The organism is Vibrio sp. Vb2880 (assembly GCF_033337975.1).
Taxonomy (GTDB): domain Bacteria; phylum Pseudomonadota; class Gammaproteobacteria; order Enterobacterales; family Vibrionaceae; genus Vibrio; species Vibrio alginolyticus.
This window is the reverse complement of the sequence record NZ_JAWORT010000004.1, coordinates 160,682-182,846: the sequence shown is the minus strand read 5'-3', so window position 1 is coordinate 182,846 and position 22,165 is coordinate 160,682. Positions and strand designations below refer to the sequence as shown.

Annotated in this window: 21 protein-coding genes; 3 read left to right on the top strand and 18 right to left on the bottom strand. The window is 45.2% G+C overall.

All coding sequences use genetic code 11. The features are described from left to right. From R7M92_RS06420 to htpX, 4 genes are all read right to left on the bottom strand, one after another. A complete protein-coding gene (locus tag R7M92_RS06420; protein ID WP_053349496.1) occupies positions 1-1,311 on the bottom strand; it encodes an NAD(P)/FAD-dependent oxidoreductase in 1,311 nt (436 codons plus the stop codon). 12 nt (positions 1,312-1,323) lie between these two features. Then, positions 1,324-2,049, bottom strand: a complete 726-nt coding sequence (locus tag R7M92_RS06415; protein WP_047100788.1) for an SDR family oxidoreductase — start codon at positions 2,047-2,049, stop codon at positions 1,324-1,326. Further along, the gene (locus tag R7M92_RS06410; protein ID WP_005378211.1) at positions 2,046-2,465 is read right to left on the bottom strand and encodes a nuclear transport factor 2 family protein; all 420 of its coding nucleotides are present in this window, start codon (positions 2,463-2,465) and stop codon (positions 2,046-2,048) included. The genes R7M92_RS06415 and R7M92_RS06410 overlap by 4 nt, the downstream gene beginning before the upstream one ends. A gap of 209 nt (positions 2,466-2,674) precedes the next feature. Further along, on the bottom strand, positions 2,675-3,544 hold the full coding sequence (htpX, locus tag R7M92_RS06405; protein WP_005388085.1) for a protease HtpX: 870 nt from the start codon (positions 3,542-3,544) through the stop codon (positions 2,675-2,677). A 509-nt stretch (positions 3,545-4,053) separates the two neighbouring features. On the opposite strand from htpX, the gene R7M92_RS06400 reads away from it, so the two are divergent. Beyond that, positions 4,054-4,221, top strand: coding sequence for a hypothetical protein (locus R7M92_RS06400; protein WP_005378215.1), 168 nt, complete (start codon positions 4,054-4,056; stop codon positions 4,219-4,221). An 82-nt stretch (positions 4,222-4,303) separates the two neighbouring features. Here the strand turns inward: R7M92_RS06400 and bioD are convergent, their stop codons facing one another. The 4 genes from bioD to bioB are packed head-to-tail and all read right to left on the bottom strand — an operon-like array spanning position 4,304 to position 7,998. After that, positions 4,304-4,990 carry a dethiobiotin synthase gene (gene bioD / locus R7M92_RS06395; RefSeq protein WP_005378217.1) on the bottom strand — a complete coding sequence of 229 codons (687 nt, stop codon included), beginning with the start codon at positions 4,988-4,990 and terminating at the stop codon, positions 4,304-4,306. Further along, a complete protein-coding gene (gene bioC / locus R7M92_RS06390) occupies positions 4,987-5,808 on the bottom strand; it encodes a malonyl-ACP O-methyltransferase BioC (RefSeq protein WP_005388087.1) in 822 nt (273 codons plus the stop codon). The genes bioD and bioC overlap by 4 nt, the downstream gene beginning before the upstream one ends. Continuing rightward, positions 5,808-6,959 (bottom strand): 8-amino-7-oxononanoate synthase, encoded by a 1,152-nt coding sequence (bioF, locus tag R7M92_RS06385; RefSeq protein WP_171342739.1) that lies wholly within the window; start codon positions 6,957-6,959, stop codon positions 5,808-5,810. The genes bioC and bioF overlap by 1 nt, the downstream gene beginning before the upstream one ends. Further along, a complete protein-coding gene (gene bioB, locus R7M92_RS06380) occupies positions 6,946-7,998 on the bottom strand; it encodes a biotin synthase BioB (protein ID WP_086369529.1) in 1,053 nt (350 codons plus the stop codon). The genes bioF and bioB overlap by 14 nt, the downstream gene beginning before the upstream one ends. Before the next feature lie 130 nt (positions 7,999-8,128). Between bioB and bioA the strand changes: the two genes are divergently transcribed. Further along, positions 8,129-9,409: an adenosylmethionine--8-amino-7-oxononanoate transaminase gene (gene bioA, locus R7M92_RS06375; RefSeq protein ID WP_005388097.1), complete on the top strand. Its 1,281-nt coding sequence runs from the start codon at positions 8,129-8,131 to the stop codon at positions 9,407-9,409. A gap of 69 nt (positions 9,410-9,478) precedes the next feature. Here bioA and R7M92_RS06370 read toward each other — a convergent pair whose 3' ends face one another. From R7M92_RS06370 to lrp, 8 genes are all read right to left on the bottom strand, one after another. Next, positions 9,479-9,745 carry a DksA/TraR family C4-type zinc finger protein gene (locus R7M92_RS06370; RefSeq protein WP_005437185.1) on the bottom strand — a complete coding sequence of 89 codons (267 nt, stop codon included), beginning with the start codon at positions 9,743-9,745 and terminating at the stop codon, positions 9,479-9,481. Positions 9,746-9,882: 137 nt separating this feature from the next. Next, complete coding sequence (locus R7M92_RS06365) at positions 9,883-10,326, bottom strand: hypothetical protein (RefSeq protein ID WP_242013657.1); 444 nt, start codon at positions 10,324-10,326, stop codon at positions 9,883-9,885. Further along, the gene (locus R7M92_RS06360) at positions 10,301-11,203 is read right to left on the bottom strand and encodes an N-acetylmuramidase domain-containing protein (protein WP_213970492.1); all 903 of its coding nucleotides are present in this window, start codon (positions 11,201-11,203) and stop codon (positions 10,301-10,303) included. Before R7M92_RS06360 ends, R7M92_RS06365 begins: the two co-directional genes overlap by 26 nt. 203 nt (positions 11,204-11,406) lie before the next feature. Then, a complete protein-coding gene (gene serS / locus R7M92_RS06355) occupies positions 11,407-12,714 on the bottom strand; it encodes a serine--tRNA ligase (RefSeq protein ID WP_005378225.1) in 1,308 nt (435 codons plus the stop codon). 91 nt (positions 12,715-12,805) lie between these two features. Next, positions 12,806-14,161 carry a replication-associated recombination protein A gene (locus tag R7M92_RS06350; RefSeq protein WP_242531367.1) on the bottom strand — a complete coding sequence of 452 codons (1,356 nt, stop codon included), beginning with the start codon at positions 14,159-14,161 and terminating at the stop codon, positions 12,806-12,808. After that, the gene (lolA, locus tag R7M92_RS06345) at positions 14,162-14,788 is read right to left on the bottom strand and encodes an outer membrane lipoprotein chaperone LolA (protein ID WP_005388103.1); all 627 of its coding nucleotides are present in this window, start codon (positions 14,786-14,788) and stop codon (positions 14,162-14,164) included. A gap of 61 nt (positions 14,789-14,849) precedes the next feature. Continuing rightward, positions 14,850-17,897, bottom strand: a complete 3,048-nt coding sequence (locus R7M92_RS06340; protein WP_137281846.1) for a DNA translocase FtsK 4TM domain-containing protein — start codon at positions 17,895-17,897, stop codon at positions 14,850-14,852. 152 nt (positions 17,898-18,049) lie between these two features. Then, entirely contained in the window at positions 18,050-18,544 is a 495-nt protein-coding gene (gene lrp, locus R7M92_RS06335) for a leucine-responsive transcriptional regulator Lrp (protein ID WP_005378234.1), read from the bottom strand. 156 nt (positions 18,545-18,700) lie between these two features. Between lrp and ald the strand changes: the two genes are divergently transcribed. Continuing rightward, on the top strand, positions 18,701-19,825 hold the full coding sequence (gene ald, locus R7M92_RS06330) for an alanine dehydrogenase (RefSeq protein ID WP_005378241.1): 1,125 nt from the start codon (positions 18,701-18,703) through the stop codon (positions 19,823-19,825). A gap of 93 nt (positions 19,826-19,918) precedes the next feature. On the opposite strand, the gene R7M92_RS06325 is transcribed toward ald, so the two are convergent. Next, the gene (locus R7M92_RS06325; protein ID WP_171342743.1) at positions 19,919-21,115 is read right to left on the bottom strand and encodes a methyltransferase; all 1,197 of its coding nucleotides are present in this window, start codon (positions 21,113-21,115) and stop codon (positions 19,919-19,921) included. Between the two features lie 53 nt (positions 21,116-21,168). Further along, positions 21,169-22,143, bottom strand: coding sequence for an HTH-type transcriptional regulator CysB (cysB, locus tag R7M92_RS06320; protein WP_005388967.1), 975 nt, complete (start codon positions 22,141-22,143; stop codon positions 21,169-21,171). Positions 22,144-22,165 lie beyond the last annotated feature (22 nt).

The window sequence follows — 22,165 nt, the reverse complement described above, 5'->3', positions numbered from 1 at the left end:
TCACGCTGCGCCTTTTTCGAAAGGAACCACATTTTGTTCGCGGTACTTTTCTTCTAGTTCTTTCACAACATCAAGCGCGCTACGCACGCCATCTTCATGAAAACCGTTGTACCAATAAGCGCCGCAGAACCAGGTACTTTGTTTACCCTGTATCTCATTTTTGCGCTGCTGCGCTGCAATAGACTCAGTGGTGAATACTGGATGATGATAAGTGAACGAACGCAAGACTTTATTTGAGTTAATTTGCTCAGTACTATTCAACGTTACACAAAACGTGTGTTCTGATTGAATATGCTGAAGAATGTTCATGTTATAAGTGAGCGAAGGGAGGCGTTGCTGTTCCTCTTCACTGCCTTCCAATAGGTAGTTCCATGATGCCCATGCTGCCTTACGTTTTGGTAGTACGGCAGAGTCGGTATGAAGAACAACTTCATTTGCTTGGTATGTCATATCCCCCAAGATTTCCTGCTCAATTGGGCTGATATCCTCTAGCATTCTCATTGCTTGATCACTGTGACAAGCAAAGATAACGTCATCAAACCAATGCGTTTCTCCGCGAACTTGAACGCCAACCCCTTTTTCGTTGCGAACCACTTTTTCGACAGGACTATTAAGACGAATATTCTCGGCAAAGCCTTTGGTCAATGGTGGAATGTATGAACGTGAACCACCTTTAATCACATACCATTGTGGTCGGTTAGTCACATCTAGCAGACCGTGGTTGAGGAAGAAACGTAAGAAGAACATAAGAGGGAATGCGCGCATGTCAGCTAAAGTCGACGACCAAATCGCAGCACCCATCGGTAAAATGTAGTTATCGGTAAAGAAAGCACTGAATTTGTGTTCGTCAAGGAACTCACCTAACGTCTGAGAGTGCGTGGACTGCTCGCTAGCGAAGCGCTTGGCAAGTTTATTGAAACGAAGTATCTCGAAGATAAATCGATAAAATTTAGGGTTTGCCCAGTTACGTTTTTGAGCAAACAATGTCGACACTGTGTGGCCGTTGTACTCTAGTCCGTTCCCATCATTTCTGACACTGAAGCTCATTTGAGTCGGCAGACCTTCAACGCCAATCTCGCTCATCATTTTAATGAAATTAGGGTACGTACGGTCGTTATAGACGATGAACCCAGTATCTATCGCGTATTCTTTACCATCAAGGCTCACATCAACGGTTGCAGTATGGCCACCGATGTAATCGTTCGCTTCAAACAGCGTTACATCATGTTCTTTATGCAAGTAATAACCACAAGTAAGGCCAGAGATTCCCGTTCCCACAATCGCTATCTTCTTTCTTCCTGCTGTTTTCATTTTTATTCCTTCTTATGATACGAGTTTAGCAGTTAGGCGAGCTTGCCAACTGTATGGAAGTAACGAGATAAAACGTAAAATACTGGTAAATCTCGCCGGGAAATAGATATAGGTCTTGTTGGCGGCTAACTGCTTCCTGATAGAGTCCGACGCTTGCTGAGTAGAAATGATCATTGGCATTTCGAAGTCGTTTTTGTCAGTCAACGGCGTTTCAACAAAACCAGGAAACACCGTTACCACTTTGATCCCTTTCTTTTTCAAGTCGACGGCGAGCGTGCGTGCAAAATAACTGACTGCCGCTTTGGATGCGCCGTAAGCTTCTGCACGAGGCAGTGCCACTTCTGATGCGATAGAGCCAACAATAACAATGCGGTGCCCTCTCTCTAAATGCACTTGGCAGCCTTCAACGCAGTTGGCAACACCGACAACATTTACGTTCATCACACGCGCCATGAGTTTCGCGTCGACCACTCCCTCATCCATGTACTCACAATCGCCTGCGTTAAAAACCCATGTATTTGGCGTAAAGGGCAAATTAGAGAGCGCCTGCTGAGTTTCCTCATAATTTGTCACATCAAACTGCAATGTATGAATTTTGGAGGAAACTGCCTCCAGTTCTGCAAGAACATCTTGATTCCGACCACAAGCAATCACATTCCATTCTGAGTTCGCGTAATCTAGGGCAAGCTGTCTTCCTATTCCGGAGGTGGCGCCTGTGATTAAGATGGTGTTGTTCATTGTCCTAACCTCTGCTTGATGGTTTTAACGACTGAACCAAGTAACGGTAAATGCTCATAGAGCATCTCTCCGAGATCAAAATAGTCTCGGTGATAAATGACCTGACCTTCGCTAAATTTGAGGTGCGAAACACCATTGACGAGAATAGGCGCACCCTTCTGAAGTTTGGGATGCTGAAGGTCCATTGTCCAAGTTAGGAAGCCTGTATCTCCGACTTGTTGATGCTCATGGATTACAAAATCACAACTGATGACGTTGGCATATAATGAGGTGAAATAATCCGAAAGTGCTGGCCATCCTTCTAAACGATGCGCTGCGTCCTCAAATACTACATCTTGGTGATATATATCCTTAAGTAGATGTAAGTTCGCTTTGTTGAGCTTTTGATAGATATTGCCAACAGACTGTATGTCCATTTTTTACTCCTACACGCCCATTAAGTTGTACAAAATTATTATATGTACAAGATAGTTCATTCCACCAAAGTTGTACAAAAATAATTTTGTATAACTTTATTTCTGTAAGTAGTACGTGATGAAGTTCGCACGCGATCAATCGGCGAAAAAAAAGGCTTGGTCAAAACCAAGCCTTTTCAGCAGATTAACAATTATTTAAGTAGGAACAATTAGTATTGCTGGCCTCGCAACGCTGCAATACGTTTATCTAGCGGAGGGTGGCTCATTAGTAGCTCAGTCAGCGACTGCTTGCCGTTGATACCAAATGCCATCATGGTGCCATCCAGTTGAGATTCATGACTCACCTTCAAACGCTCTAGAGCCGCAATCATTTTTTCTTTGCCAACGAGGCGCGCTGCACCTGCGTCCGCGTGGAATTCGCGATGACGGCTGTACCACATAGTCAAGAAGCTAGCTAGGAAACCAAATACCAGTTCAAGCACCATGGATACGCCAAAGTAAACCATCATATTTGTACCTTGGCCTTCTTCATCATCGTTCGATGCCACGATATTGGCAATAAAGCGTGATAGGAAGATAACAAACGTGTTCACGACACCTTGCATCAACGTCATTGTGACCATATCACCATTTGCAATATGGCTCACTTCGTGTGCAAGTACTGCCTCTGCCTCATCACGAGTCATATTGTGTAAAAGACCAGTAGAAACTGCGACAAGAGAGTCATCTCGTTTTGCACCAGTCGCAAATGCATTGATATCTGGTGAATCATAAATAGCCACCGTTGGCATACCAATACCCACTTGTTGAGCTTGACGACCCACAGTTTCGACTAACCAATGCTCCGTTTCGTTGCGCGGGCTTTCAATGACCATACCACCAACCGAGCGTAGCGCCATACCCTTTGACATCATCAACGAAATAAATGCGCCACCAAAACCAAATACAGCAGCCATTACAAGTAAACCTGACAGACTGCCTGGTTGCATTCCAGTTACAGCGTAAACAATATTCAGAACAACACTAAGCACTAGCACGACAGCTAGGTTAGTTGCTAGGAATAACATAATTCGCTTCATTACTTTTCTCCGAGGAAGCTTATCGTTTTTTTAAAACGGATTGTTATAAGGAACAAATGGTAATCGCTATAAAAGCCAATTCCGTTGATTTTCATGTTCCGTGCGTTATAGATATAGTCTATCCGCGATAAAAACAAGGTTAAGCAATAAATTGCAACATTTGTTTTCGGGACTGAAATATTTGATTCAAGCGATTTCAAAACATGCTTTGGTAGGAGCTGGAACCTCCGCTCATATACATTTATCAAAATGATGAAATAAGCTCTGAGCTACCCATCATGTATTGATAGATGATCTTGGTGTTAAATCTATCACCTCTTAGCAACTTAGCTAGAAATTTTTTAATAGACCAAAAACAGTACGTTAGCTCTGCTATAGACTTTGGTCTTATTGTGCGGCCACATGGACATGCTAAATTCGAATGAGATGAACAAAACAGAGTCACTCTAAGTACATTGCAAAAAGTGCATTGGGTGAGCTCAAAAACTCCATGTATTGAGGGAAAAACCATGGTAGAAACTAACGACTATCAAATGGCTATTGATTTACTACGTTGTCACCTAGGCATCTCAGAGGACGAGGCAAAGCAACAACTTGGTATTTCAACCGATCATCATATGTCTCAGCGTGTTGCAGAAACACAACAAGCATTGATGGGGCTCAGCCAAGATAAGTAATCTGACTTTTTAGGTTACACCAACAAGAAAGGGCTGCATTGCGCAGCCCTTTGGGTTTTTTAGTCTTTTATCCTAAACACCATTAGTCAGTGTTTAGCAACGGCTCTACATTAATGTACTTGCCTAGCTCTTTGCGTTTAGCACTTGGAATATATGGAATTTCCCCAAGCTTAGGTGCATCGATACGTGCTTCTAGCATCTCGATAATGTCAGCGTAGTGCTCTGTGCCTGGGTTGACGCGGTTTGCCACCCAGCCAACAAGATTCAAACCATCCGCTTTAATACTCTCCGCTGTGAGTAAAGCGTGGCTCAAACAGCCTAATTTAATGCCAACCACCAGTACAACAGGTAACTGCTCTTCTTTTACCCATGTAGATAAACAGTCCGTATCGGATACTGGCACACGCCAGCCTCCAGCACCTTCAACGAGAACAACATCGGCTTGCTGCTTATGTTGAGCCAGTTTTTGACTCAGAACATCGTAACTTATTTCGACATGTTCATGCTTCGCTGCAATGTGGGGAGAAGCAGGCAACTCTAAAGCGTATGGGTTCACATCATCATAGGCCACATCGAGTGTTGCGGCGTCTTGTAAGTGTAAAGCATCAGAGTTACGCCATCCCGCTTCAGTCTTGTCACTCCCTGCTGCCACTGGCTTATAACCAATAGTGTTTAGTCCTTTTGCTGCGATCGCTTGCAAAATGGCTTTAGACGCTACCGTCTTTCCAACATCAGTATCCGTACCAGCAATAAAAAAAGCATCAATCATAGATGTATTACTCCAAAACAAACCTGATAACTTGCAGGTAGAAGACCTTGATCGTTTTTAAACGCTTGGTACGCATGCTCAACTTTTAACAAAGTCTCGCGACTAGTTAAACCGTGTGAGCGCCCGCTTACGTGATTTGCACCTATACCTTTGAGGTCACGCATAACTGAAAATGCAGAGTCGTACCAAACTGTGATGGTGGTCAAGTCTAGTTGATGGCTGTCACATCGAGATTGCGCTAACGCAATTTTTACCTGATTGAGCGTTAGAAAGTTATTGACGTGTTGATATGCATCAATTTTTTCCCATGATGCACGCAGCTCATACAGTGATCCATCAACCAGTGTAGAGAACCACGCTTTCCCACCATTTTTTAGCACGCGGCGCACTTCTTTTAGTGGGTAACTTAAATCTGTACACCATTGCAGCGCTAAACTTGAAAACACGTAATCGAAGCTATCATCGTCAAATGGTAAGTTTTCAGCATCAGCAACTTGGTAGTGCATTCGTACTGCACCACAACGCTGCTCTGCTTTATCTAACATGGCTTGAGAGATATCGCCGCAGACTACTTCCGCACCGCGTTGTTGAAGTAGTTGGGAGAAATAACCCGTGCCACAACCTAAATCCAATACACGTTTTCCCGTCAAGTTTTCAGGAAGTTTATCAAGCAGCTGATGCCCGACATCACGTTGAAAAGCCGCATGTTTATCGTATGTTTCTGCTGCTTTACCAAACGAAGAGGCAATCGCGTCTTTATCTTGATGGAAACTCTCTAACGCGAGCGTTTGCGCTAATGCGGTAGTTGCATTATCCATTACAGCGCTCCTAATGCTTGCTTCAATGCGATTGAAAGCGTTTTAACTTGTTCATTAGTGTGATTGGCAGTGAGTGTGATTCGAAGACGAGACGTTCCTTTAGGCACCGTCGGAGGGCGAATAGCAGTCACCCAAATACCGTTTTGGCGACAAGCACCTGCTACTCGCAAAGCCAATTCAGATTCACCAATCAAAAAGGGCTTAATCGAAGTTTGAGTCTCAACAAACCCCTCAAGGTCGCTAAGGCTATCTCGATACACTTCACTAAGCTCAGAGAGCTTTTCACGTCGCCAAGACTGCTCTTGAACCATCGAGACTGCATGAGTCAACGCATACGCTTGTGCTGGCGGTATCGCCGTGGAATACACATGGTGACGAGCAAACTGAGTTAAAAAGTCCCCCGTTGCGTGGTCACATAAAATAGCCGCGCCAGACATACCAAACGCTTTACCGAAGGTAATGACCAATAACTCAGGCTTAACCGTTGCCAACTCGCAAGAACCACCACCGGATTGACCGAGAACACCAATTCCATGAGCGTCATCGACAGCAAACCATGCATTGTGGCTATCAACGACAGCAGCGATATCAGCGAGTGGTGCACAGTCACCGTCCATGCTGAATACCCCTTCAGTCACAACTAGATGGTTGCCTTCGCTATTAATCAGCGACTTCAGGTGCTCGATGTCATTGTGTTTGAAGCGCTTCATCTTAGCTGGTGACAACATCCCCGCTTCCATCAGTGAAGCATGATTCAAACGATCTTGGATCAATACGTCTGTTTTTTCTAACAAGGTGAACAACAAGGCTTGATTAGCACTGAATCCAGAACCAAACAGAATTGCTCTGTCGTAGCTCAACCATTCAGTTAGTGCGGCTTCTAAATTGCTGTGTGCTGCACTAAAGCCAGTCACCATTGGTGATGCCCCACTGCCACTGCCGTATACGCTTAAACCTTGCTGCCAAGCCCGAACAAGCGCTTGGTCATTGGCCAAGCCCAAATAATCATTACTTGAGAAATTAATGTAGCGTCTGCCTTCGTGTTCCAAAACGGACTGGTTACCGGCAAACACCACATTCATAGAACGATTCAACCCTTGCGTTTTACGCTCAGCAAGGGCGGACTCGATACGAGATTTAAACGCTGGCATCGTAGAAAAGGTCGTCTTTTGTTGGACGAGCAGCAACGCGCTCTACGACGCGATCGAGTAACTCGTTTTCTTCGATTTCATCAGGTTTTTGAGACACCTCTTGGCTGTTAATACCGAGCTTGTTGAACAGCATCATGTCTTTGTCTTCAGAAGGGTTTGGCGTGGTCAGAAGTTTGCAGCCATAGAAAACGGAGTTTGCACCCGCCATAAAACACAGCGCTTGCATTTGTTCGTTCATGTTTTCACGGCCGGCGGATAAACGAACGGCTGATTGAGGCATCATGATTCGTGCAATCGCAATCAGGCGAATGAAATCGAAAGGCTCAACATCATCCACTTCTTCCAGTGGTGTCCCCTTTACCTTCACGAGCATGTTGATTGGAACGCTTTCAGGGTGTACCGGCAAGTTAGCCAATTCAACCAACAAACCTGCTCGGTCGTTAGCACTTTCACCCATGCCGATGATGCCACCGGAACAGATCTTCATGCCAGCATCACGTACGTGAGATAAAGTATCTAAACGGTCTTGGTAAGTACGTGTGGTAATAATGTTGCCGTAGAACTCAGGTGAGGTATCTAGGTTGTGGTTGTAGTAATCCAGACCTGCGGTTGCCAATTGCTTTGCTTGATCTGGTGTCAACATACCTAATGTCATACACGTTTCTAAACCCATGTCCTTCACGCCTTTGATCATGTCGGTCAAATGCGGCATGTCACGCTCTTTTGGATTTTTCCATGCTGCGCCCATACAGAATCGAGTAGAACCAGCATTTTTGGCTTTTTGCGCAGCATCGAGTACGCGTTCTACTTCCATCAGACGCTCTTTCTCGATGTCTGTGGTGTAACGAGCACTCTGAGGACAGTACTTACAATCTTCTGGACAAGCACCTGTCTTAATCGACAGAAGCGTGCTTACTTGAACATGGTTGGTTTGTTGATATTGACGATGTACAAGCTGCGCTTCGAATAGGAGATCCATGAATGGTTTTTCCATGAGATCGCGCACTTCAGCATGCGTCCAGTTATGACGAACTTCCACGTGTATTCCTTTAGTCACTTTTGTTGTTGTGTTGACAGTCTACTGAGTCTCGATAAACTGTCAACACAACGCAAAAGAACAAAGTTTACATCTGTCTGTTTTTTAACCTCAATTATTATTGGAATCGCACATGGATCTCGCCTTCGACCGCCAGCATATCTGGCATCCTTACACTTCGACATTGACACCTCTGACCTGCTACCCAGTGGCATCGGCAAATGGTGTTCATATTAAATTGGAAGACGGTACTGAGCTGGTCGATGGCATGTCTTCTTGGTGGTCGACGATCCACGGCTACAACCATCCGCATTTAAATCAAGCCGCTCACCAGCAAATCGATCAGGTCTCTCACGTGATGTTTGGCGGGATTACCCACCAGCCAGCAATCAGTTTGTGTAAGAAGCTATTGTCCCTTGCACCAAATAACCTTGAACATGTATTCCTTGCCGATTCAGGCTCCGTTGCCGTAGAAGTCAGCTTAAAAATGGCACTGCAATATTGGCATGCAAAAGGCGAACGCCGACCGAAGTTTCTTACTTTGCGACACGGTTATCACGGCGACACCTTTGCGGCTATGTCGGTTACCGATCCTGATAACTCAATGCACTCTCTTTACAAAGGCTTTTTGCCTGAGCATATCTTTGCGGAGTCACCAACTTGTGGTTATTGGGATGAATGGAAGCCAGAGGACCTTACCGACTTCGAGCACAAGATTGAAACGCACCATGAAGAACTTGCTGCGGTGATCCTAGAACCTATTGTTCAAGGCGCAGGCGGCATGCGCATCTACCATCCAGAATTTCTCAAAGGCGTGCGTAGGCTTTGCGACAAATACGGCTTGTTATTGATTGCAGATGAGATCGCTACCGGATTTGGTCGTACCGGTAAGTTGTTTGCCTGCGAACATGCAGACATTCAACCAGACATTCTGTGTGTCGGGAAAGCACTCACTGGCGGCTACATGACCCTCTCTGCGACCCTGGCGAGCAAACACGTAGCAGACACCGTTTGTGGTGGTGATGCAGGCTGTTTTATGCACGGTCCAACCTTTATGGGGAATCCACTCGCCTGTGCTGTTGCCACCGCAAGTTTGGAATTGATTGAGCAAGGTAATTGGCAGCAACAAACCCAACAAATTGAAACGCTGTTTTCTGAGTTACTACCAAAACTTGAAGAATACGAGTTGGTGAAGAACACCCGTTGGCTAGGTGCCATTGGCGTAGTGGAGACGCATCGCCCTGTGAATATGGAAACCATCCAAGCCTTGTTTGTTGAACACGGAGTTTGGATTCGTCCATTTGGCAAACTGATTTATATGATGCCGCCGTTCATCAGCAAGCCGGAAGATATTGAGAAGCTAGTTAACGCGATTGATGCGGCGTTGCAACGTAAAGACTGCTTCGCTTCATAGTCCAATTCAATACGAAAACGGTTTGAGTATGAGACTCAAACCGTCTCATTATTTATTAGAACAGTAAAGTTATCGGAGTTGACTGTCTTTACTCGCTCGTCGATTGAACAATGCTTGGCGTTGAGATACCAATTCGATTGTTGACTGACATTCGATACACAGACGAACGCCTTTCATAGCAAGACGACGAGCTTCCGGAATCTCATCACCACACTCATCGCAGTAATGGGCGCTCTCACCCTTTGTGATACTGCCACGAACACGAGAAATCTCGTCGTCTATTGTGTTTTGAATTTGTTGGCTGACACTATCGTCGTTTGCCCACCCTACGGCCATAAGCCCTCCTCGTTACTTGAATGAGAAAATCTACTTACCGTGGTAAGGTGGACGATTATATCGATTACAAATAACAAGATAATTAGGGTAAATTCGAAAACACTATTACGCTTTGGTAATAATTACTCTGCAATCGATTATTCAACACTCTCATGGAAAAGCAATGCAAGGTTACTCATACTCCCTTCCTCACATTCAAAGTACTGCGTTTGCTCAGGCTCTCTCAAAGTAACACTGAGTATCTTCTCTACCTCACCAAACTCCTCGCTAAAGTACTCACTGACTAATATGACGCGCTCACCAATACTAAATTCCAGTGACTTCTCATCTACCAACGCTCGATGATACTGGTCTAATTTAAAGTCCTTTATAACTAAGGTTCTTTCAATACTGCTCCCCCCTAAATTAAGCTCCGACAGTAGAACCTGACTGTTTATATTTTCTATTGATATTTCTAGACGGTTAGGATGTGAAACATCACACTTAAATAGCGCAGTATTAGTGTGGCTGGAAGCACAAGCAGATGAACTAAAAATAAGTCCAAGCAAAGAAATGTTACGCAGCATTTTTAATCGAAGCATATTTTTTGTAAGCCTTTTCTAATTTGACGTCGTATTGATTTTTCTGATACTCAGAACCATTGTAACCACGAGCAAAGGCAGCCCAATTTTTATCTCTTATATGTTCACCTAAGCCAGACTTTTGGATAAACGTAACAAAAGCCTCAAGTTGTTTCTTCTCCGACTCGAATACAGCTTTAACAAAGGATTCAGCGGTAACATGACCAGCTAACTTGAAATTAAAGCCCATAATTTGGAAACGTCCCCAAGATGCGGAGCGGATTGCTGCATTTGAATTCAGTTCAATCGCTTTATTTAAACGTACGTATTCTGAGACACCACCAACGTACAGACTTCGATTCCAATGCCGACTTGAAATACTTGGATGACTGTTATCGTAGGCTCTTGAAGTGAGTCTCGAAAATATATGAGCCTCAAACAAAATCTTTGGCTTACCATTGCTAAAGTAGGCTTCTCCTCGGCTCTCAACTTCAGCTACAGCTTTAATAGCAGCGACTTCGCATCCAAGAGTTTCAGCTACTTTGCTATAATCCAAGTCCGTCAACGCATCTCTTGAGCCAACCAAGGGTAACGTATATGCCACCGCAGTCTCAGGTGTTCGTTTTAAATACTCATTTAGCTTACGATGGCTTTTTCCATTCACATCTATCCTTCCATCTGGACGAGCCATCCCAACAAGGTTTTTCTGAAAAGCTTTAATTGCGGCGACAGTCTTGGAGTTTTCCGGTCTAGAGCCTAGTTTCCCATCCACTTTAAGCTCCTTTACTCCCTTTAAAGAACCAAGCAATTGGTTAATAGACCTTTGTACCGTACGAATATCAACATCCACATTTTTACCACCCAAGCCAACAGAGCCGCTTATTCTTATTGAAGCCATGAAAGTACCTCCTTTTTAAATTTTGGAGGAGATTGTCATGCCCAATAAAGCTTAGAAAAATATCATTAAGAATTGTTTTCAATAATTTAGGTCAACTATGCAATACCTCATCCAATATTTACATAACAACGTATTTTCACTCGACGCAGATAACAAAAAACCCAGCACTAAGGCTGGGTTTTGGTGTTCTAGTGGTTAATGAATTAACCGATGTGCGTTGCGCCTGCCATGTACTTCTGAAGTACTGTAGGGATTGCAATGCGGCCGTCTGCTTCTTGGTTGTTTTCTAGGATAGCAACCATTGTACGACCTACAGCAAGACCAGAACCGTTTAGCGTGTGTACAAGCTCAGGTTTCTTCTCGCCTTTACGACGGAAACGCGCTTGCATACGACGAGCTTGGAAATCCCACATGTTAGAACATGAGGAGATTTCACGGTAAGTTTCTTGGGCAGGAACCCAAACTTCTAGGTCGTAAGTCTTACGAGCGCCGAAGCCCATGTCACCTGTACATAGAACCACTTTACGGTAAGGAAGCTCTAGAAGTTGTAGAACTTTCTCAGCGTGACCTGTTAGCTCTTCTAGTGCGTTCATTGAATCTTCTGGCTTAGTGATTTGTACTAGTTCAACTTTGTCGAACTGGTGCATACGAATCAGACCACGAGTATCACGACCGTAAGAACCTGCTTCTGAACGGAAACATGGCGTGTGAGCTGTCATCTTAATTGGTAGATCCGCTTCGTCAGAAATCGTGTCACGAACTAGGTTCGTTACAGGTACTTCTGCAGTAGGGATTAGAGACAATTTACGTGGCTCTTCGTCGTTTACTTTTTCCGCTAGAGGCTCTGTGTGGAAAAGGTCTTTACCGAACTTAGGAAGCTGACCAGTACCGAATAGGCTGTCAGAGTTTACTAGGTAAGGTACGTACATTTCTGTGTAGCCGTGCTCTTCAGTGTGAAGATCTAGCATAAACTGAGCGATTGCACGGTGTAGACGAGCGAATTGGCCTTTCATCACGATGAAACGTGCGCCAGTGATCTTAACTGCACTTGCGAAGTCTAGACCGTCGCCCATTTCGCCTAGGTCAACGTGATCTTTCAGTTCGAAGTCGTAAGACTTTGGCTCACCCCAACGAGAGATTTCAACGTTGTCGTTTTCATCTTTGCCATCTGGCACTTCGTCTGCTGGGATGTTTGGTACAGAAAGCGTGAATTCGTCTAGTTGAGCCATTACTTGCTCAAGTTCAACTTTCTTCGCATCAAGATCGCTACCTAGCGTACCGATTTGTTTCTTGATCTCTTCTGCGCCTTCTTTGTCGCCAGCCGCCATTTTTTGGCCGATTTGCTTGGAGATGGAGTTACGCGTGGATTGTAAATTTTCTACTTCTACTTGAATGGACTTACGTTGTTCTTCAAGTTTACGAATAGTATCTACGTCTAGCTTAAAGCCACGACGCGCCAGTTTAGCAGCTGTTTCATCCAGCTCTGTACGAAGTAATTTAGAATCCAGCATTGTTAATCCTATGCTTTTTGTTGTGAAATCACGCGCACTTTCCAAGCGTACGCGTTAAAAAAATTTACTGCACAAATGTATCCAAAAACGCCTACTTTTCATAGCGCTTTTGTGGGCTATTTGCGTCTAAAGTAGCCAAGTAATCTAACTTTTCGCCGATTTTGGTCTCTAGACCACGATTTGTAGGCTGATAGTACCTACGATCGCCCATTTCAGGTGGCAAATATTGCTCACCCGCAGCGTAAGCGCCAGGCTCATCGTGAGCATAACGATAATCTGCACCGTAACCCATGTCTTTCATCAAACTGGTTGGTGCATTTCGAAGGTGATGCGGCACTTCATATTCAGGTAAGTTATGAGCGTCCGTGAGCGCTTGTTTCCACGCCACGTATACCGCATTACTTTTTGGCGCACACGCTAAGTACACGATCGCCTGTGCAATCGCACGTTCACCTTCTGCTGGACCAACGCGCGTAAAACAGTCCCACGCGGAGAGTGCCACTTGCATGGCTCTAGGGTCCGCATTGCCGACATCTTCCGATGCTATCGCAAGTAATCGACGGGCAATGTAAAGAGGATCACATCCCGCTGCAATCATACGTGCAGCCCAGTAAAGCGCCGCATCCGGGTTTGAACCACGAATGGATTTGTGGACCGCAGAGATTAAGTCGTACCAGATATCACCTTTGTTATCAAAGCGAGAGACTTTCTCCCCTGCTACTTCCGCAAGCAACTTAAGCGTGATCTCTTTTTCACCTTGCGCATTGTCTTCTGCCATGTCGTAGAGCAGCTCAAGATAATTGAGAGACATGCGAGCATCACCGTTTACCAGTTCTGCTAGGCGGTCTAATACGTTATCAGCGAAGTGTGCGGGTGTATTGCCCAAGCCACGCTCTTTGTCACTGATCGCTTGATTCAGCGCCAGTGAGATTTCATCTTTATCGAGAGACGTTAGCTTGTAGACACGTGCACGTGACAGCAATGCGTTGTTTAACTCAAACGATGGGTTTTCTGTCGTCGCACCAATAAAGGTAACCGTGCCATCTTCGATATGCGGCAAAAAAGCGTCTTGTTGAGATTTGTTGAAGCGATGCACCTCATCCACAAATAAGATGGTGCGGCGGCCCGCCATTTTGTTCTCACGTGCTTTCTCGATTGCAGCACGGATTTCTTTCACACCAGACGTTACGGCAGACACACGCTCTACTTCAGCATTGGCGTAGTTTGCAGCCACTTCCGCTAATGTCGTTTTGCCTGTGCCTGGTGGTCCCCAAAGGATCATAGAGTGAATGTGACCCGCCTCTAGCGCACGGCGCAGTGGCTTACCAGGGCCTAAAATGTGCTGCTGTCCAATATATTGCTCGATCGTTTCCGGTCTCATACGAGCAGCAAGGGGACGAAAATCTTCGTCCCCCGAGAAATCTAATGTGTAATTACTCACTACCAATTAATTCCTTTGGTCATCCACTTCCACACCTTTTGGAATTGTGAATGTGAATCTGTCTGCTTTTGGTTTACCCAGCTTCACGTTGTTAAAGGTGAACAAACCTTTTTGGCCGTCTTGCTCAACCACATTGAAGCCTTTCACCACACCTTTGGCATCAATATTAATCTGGAATTGACCTTGTGTGGAGTCTACTGCAGTAGGAATGAGAGTGAACTGGTCACCTTTTTGAGATATTTTGTAGTTATTCCAATCACTTGCTCGGTTACGCGTTAGCAAAACAAATGGCGTTTGCTCTGTTGCTTGCTCTTGCCAGTAGATGCTCACTTGCTCGATGAATGGGCTGTAGTACCACAATGTCTTACCGTCAGAGACCAATAGGTTCTCATCAGGGAATGTTGTACTCCAACGGAACAGGCTTGGACGGGCAATTTCAACCGTACCTTCTCCTTCCATCACCGTTTCGCCTTCAGGGCTGATAACCTGCTGAGAGAAATCTGCACTAAAGCCATCATTCATAGAAAGGCGTTTGTTTAATTCATCTTTAGGAGACGCTGCGTGTGCAGTAGAGAAGAGGGAAAAGCTTAAAACAAGCGCGGAGAAAAGTTTCGCTGAAAATAGTTTTTTCATTCAGATACCTATTATTAGAACCACTCACCTCAGTTGGACTGAGGTGAGTAACACAAGTTCATTAATCTTTTGGTGGCGCAGGTGCCAGTACTTCACGGTTACCGTTATGACCCGGAGCACTTACGATGCCCTGCGCTTCAAGCTGCTCTACAATACGGGCGGCACGGTTGTAACCTATCTTAAATCGGCGCTGAACACCGGAAACCGAACCTCGACGTGATTGAACCACGTGCTCAACAACTTGATCGAAGAGCGGGTCTACATCTTCATCCGCTTCCATTTGCTCACCTGGCAATAGACTTTCTGGAGTTTGATCTCCACTGATGATCTCTTCAATGTAGTTCGGTTTACCACGCGCTTTCCAGTTGTTTACAACAGCATGAACATCATCATCTGATGCAAATGCACCGTGAACACGAGTTGTATGACTTGACCCCGGCGGTAGATACAACATATCACCCATACCAAGTAGTGATTCTGCGCCGCCTTGATCTAGGATTGTACGAGAGTCCGTTTTAGTCGATACCGTAAACGCAACACGAGTTGGAATGTTCGCTTTAATTAGACCGGTAATAACATCAACCGATGGACGCTGAGTCGCAAGAATTAAGTGAATACCTGCCGCACGCGCTTTTTGCGCCAAGCGAGCAATCAGTTCTTCAACTTTCTTACCTACCACCATCATTAGGTCAGCAAATTCGTCAACAACAACGACGATGTAAGGCAGCTTTTCTAGCAATGGCGGTTCAGTATCCATGCTGTCGCCTTCTTGCCAGAACGGGTCATGAATTGGGTGGCCCGCTTCTGCTGCCATCTTCAATTTTTCGTTGAAGCCCTTCACATTACGTACACCTAATGCCGACATCAATTTGTAACGACGTTCCATCTCGCCCACACACCAACGTAGAGCATTTGATGCGTCTTTCATATCAGTCACAACTTCAGAAAGAAGATGAGGGATACCTTCATAAATAGAAAGCTCTAGCATTTTCGGGTCAATCATGATGAAGCGTACATCTTCTGGGCCTGCTTTATACAGCATGCTCAAAATCATCACGTTCACACCCACCGACTTACCAGAACCTGTTGTACCTGCTACTAGTACGTGTGGCATCTTCGCAAGATCTGCCACCACAGCTTCGCCCGCAATGTCTTGACCTAACACAACCGTTGTTGGTGACGTTGCTTGCTCAAACTGAGGGCTACTGATGACATCAGATAAATAGACCGTCTGACGACTCATGTTTGGCAGTTCCAAACCGATGTAAGGCTTGCCAGGGATTACTTCCACAACACGTACCGCCATCGCAGACAATGCACGCGCTAAGTCAGTTGAAAGACCAGAAATACGACTTACTTTCACCCCCGGCGCCAAATCAAGCTCAAAACGAGTGATCACTGGACCAGGATAAATACCAACCACATCGGCTTTGATTTTGTAGTCAGCGAGTTTGCTCTCTACCAATCGAGCGACCTGCTCTAGCGCATCACGGTCGATAAAGTTTTCACGTTTTTCTGGATGATAAAGCAACTCGAGCGTTGGGAGTGGCTCTTCCGGAACTGGCAAGTTTTCTTCTTTCTGTACCAAAAATGGGTTCTGTGTTGCAGCGACTTTGGCTTGCGCATTGGAAACCATATCTTGGAATGCGGTAACATCTTGGTCGTTGTCTTGGACCTCTTCCACCTCCACTTTTTGAGGTGCAGGTTCAAATGTTGTTGAAGGTGTTGCAACTTGCTGATGAGGCGTTGTTGGCTGTGCTTGCTGTGCAGGCTGAGATTCCACTTCGTCTTCATCATCTAACACATCAAAGTCAGAGATCGTAGGCTCAATATGTTGGCTCGATTCTGTTTGCGCCGTGATGCTATCTAATACAGCAGAATCAATTGCAGGCTCTTCATGTACAGGATGCTCAATACTTGGCTGCTGTACTAGCTCTGCTTCAAATTGTTCGTACTCCGCATAATCTGGTTCAACACTGATCGGTTCTTCTGTAGCTGTATGTGGCTCTACATAGGAAGAGTAAGTGTCTGCAAATGATGGGGCTGCCTGTTCTTCAGTTCCCCAGTCATCTGCTTGTTGCGCCGCTGCTTCAAGCTCTTCTATCGTAACATTCAGTTGCTTGGTGCGTTCCAAGAGCGGATCAACGTTATCAGTGTTAACCGTATGGATAGGTTGTGTTTGAGGCTCAGGTTCAGCATAAACTGGCGCAGCATTAACCGTAGCCTTGCGTTGTGGTGGCGTCGGTTCTACCATCGCCTGTTCCGCAGACTTATCAGGTTTAGCTTGCGGCATATAAATAGGATACTCATGCGTTGGCGCCGATTCTTTCGGTTCATCGACGTCGTATGCCGTTAAATGAGGAAGCGGCTCATCATCAATTTCATAGGCTACATTATGTTTAGGCGTAGAGACTTTATCTTCTACAAACTCATCAAGCTGAGGTTCTAAAACTTCCTGCTCTGAACCTCTTGCCTTATTTGCAAGCGCGGCAATTAGTGCTAATGCACGATCACCAAGCCATTCCACGATGTTAAGCCATGAGATGCCAGTGAAGAGCGTAAAGCCCGCTCCCCACAAGAACAGCAGTACCAATGTGGTACCGAGTACATTCAATGTAGGTAAAGCGAGGCTAGACAATACATCCCCGACCACACCTCCGGATGAAAAATACCAAATGTCATCAAAATTAATATCGGCAAGACCGCAACTGGTCATAATAAGGACGACAAGACCGAGCAGCCTTGTACCCCATAGCATGAAATCAATTGGCTCATCTTCTCCTCGTTTACGGCAAATCACCCATGCAGCCGCCGCTAGCAAGAAAGGGATGGGATAAGCGAGAGAGCCAAATGTGAAGAATAGAGTATCGGCTAGCCAAGCGCCGAAAAGGCCACCAGCATTATCGATATCCCCTCCCCATGCGGTTTGGGACCAAGAAGGATCGGCCGGACTGAAGGTAAATAGTGCAACCGCAAGCAATACCGAGCTAAGAACGCCAACGATAAAGCAGCACTCTTTTAAGCGTTGGAAGCCATTTAAGCGTGAAGACTGGGGCTCTTCACTGGTTTTGATAATGGTTTCGACTTTCTTTGCGTTCTCTTTGAACATAAATCAACTTGAATATGGAAATGAAATAGGAAATTGCAAAACATTCCGAGCGGCATCAAGCCGCTCGGTAAATTGATTTAACCATATCAAGGAGAAAAACCCAATTACTCTCTGGCGAAAGCGGAAGCATATACCGCTTTCTTTGCAAGAAATTAACGAGTTTTGATCACAAGCTGGTTAGATTGTTTCACTTCTTCCATAACAACGTATGTGCGAGTGTCATTTACGCCAGGTAGACGTAGTAACGTATCGCCCAATAGTCGGCGGTAAGCACCCATATCTGATACACGGGTTTTAAGAAGATAGTCAAAGTCACCTGAAACAAGATGACACTCTTGTATGTCGTCTAGCTTTTGAACAGCTGAGTTAAACTGCTCAAACACATCCGGCGCACCACGGTTTAGCGTAATCTCAACGAATACTAATAGTGATGCATCCAGGAACTGCGGATTCAATAATGCAGTATACCCTGTGATATAACCCTGACGCTCTAAGCGACGTACACGCTCCAAACATGGCGTTGGAGAAAGTCCCACACGTTTTGAAAGCTCAACGTTTGAAATACGACCGTCTTTCTGCAGCTCATTAAGAATGTTGCGGTCGATACGGTCTAGTTCCTTGGACGGCTTTTTATAGTTGTCTGCCATTTTTTATTCCACCTTATTACTTCCTTGCAAAAAAATATACTACAACTTTTTAATATTTGGTGCCAAATTTTACAAATCTATAACTATACTAGTTATTAATTCGACAATAACACCCTACTAACAGTTAATACAACCATTATAGAAAGAGGATACAGGATGATCATTGGCGTACCTAAGGAAATCAAGAATCACGAATATCGTGTTGGTATGATCCCAGCTAGCGTGAGAGAACTCATCTCACATGGTCACCAAGTTTTAGTTGAGACCAATGCAGGTGCCGGCATTGGTTTTTCAGACGATGATTACATCGCTGTCGGCGCATCCATTCTCCCTCATGCTGCTGACGTATTTGCGCAAGCAGACATGATTGTAAAAGTAAAAGAACCCCAAGCAGTAGAGAGAGCAATGCTCCGCGAAGGGCAAATTTTATTTACTTATTTACACCTAGCACCAGATTTTCCACAAACTGATGAGCTAATCAAGAGCAAAGCTGTCTGTATAGCCTATGAGACTGTAACAGATAATATGGGTCGTTTGCCACTGTTAGCACCAATGTCAGAAGTGGCAGGTCGGATGTCTATCCAAGCTGGCGCGCAAACGTTGGAAAAATCGCACGGCGGTCGTGGTCTGCTCCTAGGCGGCGTACCTGGTGTTGAACCTGCAAAAGTCGTTATCGTTGGTGGTGGCGTTGTTGGTGCAAACGCTGCTCGTATGGCGGTTGGCCTTCGCGCTGACGTCACCATTCTAGACCGTAACGTAGACACACTTCGTAAGCTTGACGAAGAATTCCAAGGTCGCGCAAAAGTGGTTTATTCTACTGAAGACGCTATCGAGAAGCATGTTCTAGAAGCGGACCTTGTTATCGGTGCCGTTCTAATTCCTGGCGCAGCAGCACCTAAACTGGTCACTAAAGAGCACATTGCTAAGATGAAGCCTGGTGCGGCAGTGGTTGACGTGGCAATTGACCAAGGCGGTTGTTTCGAAACTTCGCACGCGACAACTCACGCAGATCCAACTTACATCGTTGATGAAGTGGTTCACTACTGTGTAGCAAATATGCCTGGCGCAGTTGCTCGCACTTCAACATTTGCACTCAACAACGCTACACTTCCATACATCGTGAAGTTAGCAAATAAAGGCTACCGCGAAGCACTTCTAGAAGATAAAGGCTTCCTTGAAGGTCTAAACGTTATTCACGGAAAAGTAACGTGTAAAGAAGTAGCAGAAAGCTTTGACTTGGAATACGTTGAACCAACTCAAGCTATCGCTATGTTTAATTAATGACAAAATAAAACATAACTTGTCACGTTTTGTTTACAAAAGCCCACTCATAAGTGGGCTTTTTCATATAGAGCATTTGGCTATAAAGAATAACTAAATCTTATATGCACAAATTAAAATATTTCTAGGTGTGACCGATTTAGGGCAAAACTCTGACAATCTAACACGGTAACCACGTTCTTCAAGATAAAGCACTTTATCTAATGCGAGCCAGATCTCCAACGGACGTTGAAAAACAAGTTGCACTAAGCTCATTCTCTCCATTTGCCAGAAGCGTTGTTCGCTTAACTTTTCAAAATGAGAGAAATCGATTTCTTGAGGAAGAACAATGCCTTTTTGCTCCGCTGCCCAGCGACAGAACGATTCAAAACCATCACTTAATTGCGACTTACGGATACTCGGCACAGGCTGATACTCTGCCATTCCCAAAGCTTGTCGCGTGATCAAATCAAACCCAAGACGAAACATCATTTCCTGCTGACGATGACGACGCACGCGCTCTCCTCCCGTCACCGTTTGTTGTAATGGGATACGCAGTTCTTGCTTAGACAATGAGAGAGAAGAAGCCCTGCCCGATTCCGACATCGGCTGGTATTGTTCCGACTGAATCAAGTGGTAACAACAAGGTGATATGGTCATCGCAGCAATCCCATTTTCACTGCCGTACTGCATTAGACGAACGTGAAGGTCACCGCATGCATGCAGTGCTACTGCGTGTTGCGTTGGCTTAAACACGGCTTTCGCTTTGCTATCAAACGCGTCGCCTTGAATAAACGTCATCTTCCAATGATGTTCATTGGCTGCTTGTTGCCCCGAATCGCACAGTGCTTGTTGGTATTCAAAGCTGGTTACAGGCTGATCGGTTTGCGTTGTCAGGATTCGCCCCAAGTAACCTTTACCTGAGCACCATTCTAGCCATTCTTCGCCACAGTGTTGTTGAATTGCAGCTTCACCCATCGAGCTAATTTGCTCCAACTTACGTCCCGGAATACCGTTATCTAAACCACGAGCGAGTTCCAAGCCGTTTAACGACAAAAGCTCTAAATGAGTCAGTTCTGCGAGTTGTTCAAGCTCAGGCAAAAACGGACTAAGTGCTTTTAACGCGAGTTCTGGTGCTGCTTTGTATTCTTCGATTTGAGAGGGAGTAAGAGACGCTAGCCATTGGCACAGTCGAGGATGTTGCTCCTGCCAAGGTAATGATGTGTGAATGCTGCTTTTAAAAGGCTCGAATCGCCACAAAGATTGGTTTTCGATTAAGCAGTCATTAATAAATTGAAATTGCGTTTTCATAGCTCCCCCTACAACGAGCGCATTGTAGAGGGAATCGAAACATCAATGAAGTGTTATCTCACCGGAAGCTCGATGTCTTTAAACATCTCTTCGATTTCTGCATTAGACTTCAACGAAATCGCCTGCTCAACCACTGGACGCGTTAAGTGCGGTGCAAAACGCTCCATAAAATCGAACATGTAAGAGCGTAAGAATGTACCACGGCGGAAGCCGATGCTCGTGGTGCTCGCGCCAAACAAATGGCTCGCATCTATTGCAACCAAGTCACCGTCCTGCTCTTCATCCACAGCCATGCTTGCAATCACACCCACACCAATACCCATACGAACGTAAGTTTTAATGACGTCTGCATCAGTTGCCGTGAACACCACTCGCGGGGTTAAACCTTCGCGGTTGAATGCTGTATCCAGCTCTGAACGGCCAGTAAAACCGAACACGTAAGTGACTAATGGGTAAGCGGCAAGATCACTGATTGTTACTTTGTCTTTCTTCGCTAGTGGGTGGTCTTTAGGCACAACTATTGAACGATTCCAGTGATAACAAGGCAGCATGATGGCATCTTGATATAAGTGAAGAGCTTCTGTCGCAATCGCAAAATTCGCTGTGCCTTTAGCTATCGCCTCAGACATTTGTGATGGTGTACCTTGGTGCATGTGTAACGACACTTTTGGATAACGAGAAGTAAAACCTTTGATGACATCTGGCAGTGCATAACGAGCCTGCGTATGTGTCGTGGTGATATTCAGCGTCCCCATTTCTGGATGGGTGTGCTCTCCAGCCACCGCTTTGATACTTTCTACACGAGCGAGAATTTCTTGAGAGATACGTACAATTTCTTCTCCAGCTGGCGTCACTTGCGTTAAGTGCTTACCGCTACGTTCAAAAATCTGAATGCCTAACTCGTCTTCCAGCAACCGAACCTGTTTACTGATACCTGGCTGAGAGGTATATAAGCTTTCCGCCGTTGCAGATACATTCAGATTATGGTTTACAACCTCAACAATATACTTCAGCTGCTGCAGTTTCATCGTAATCCCTTACTTATTCATG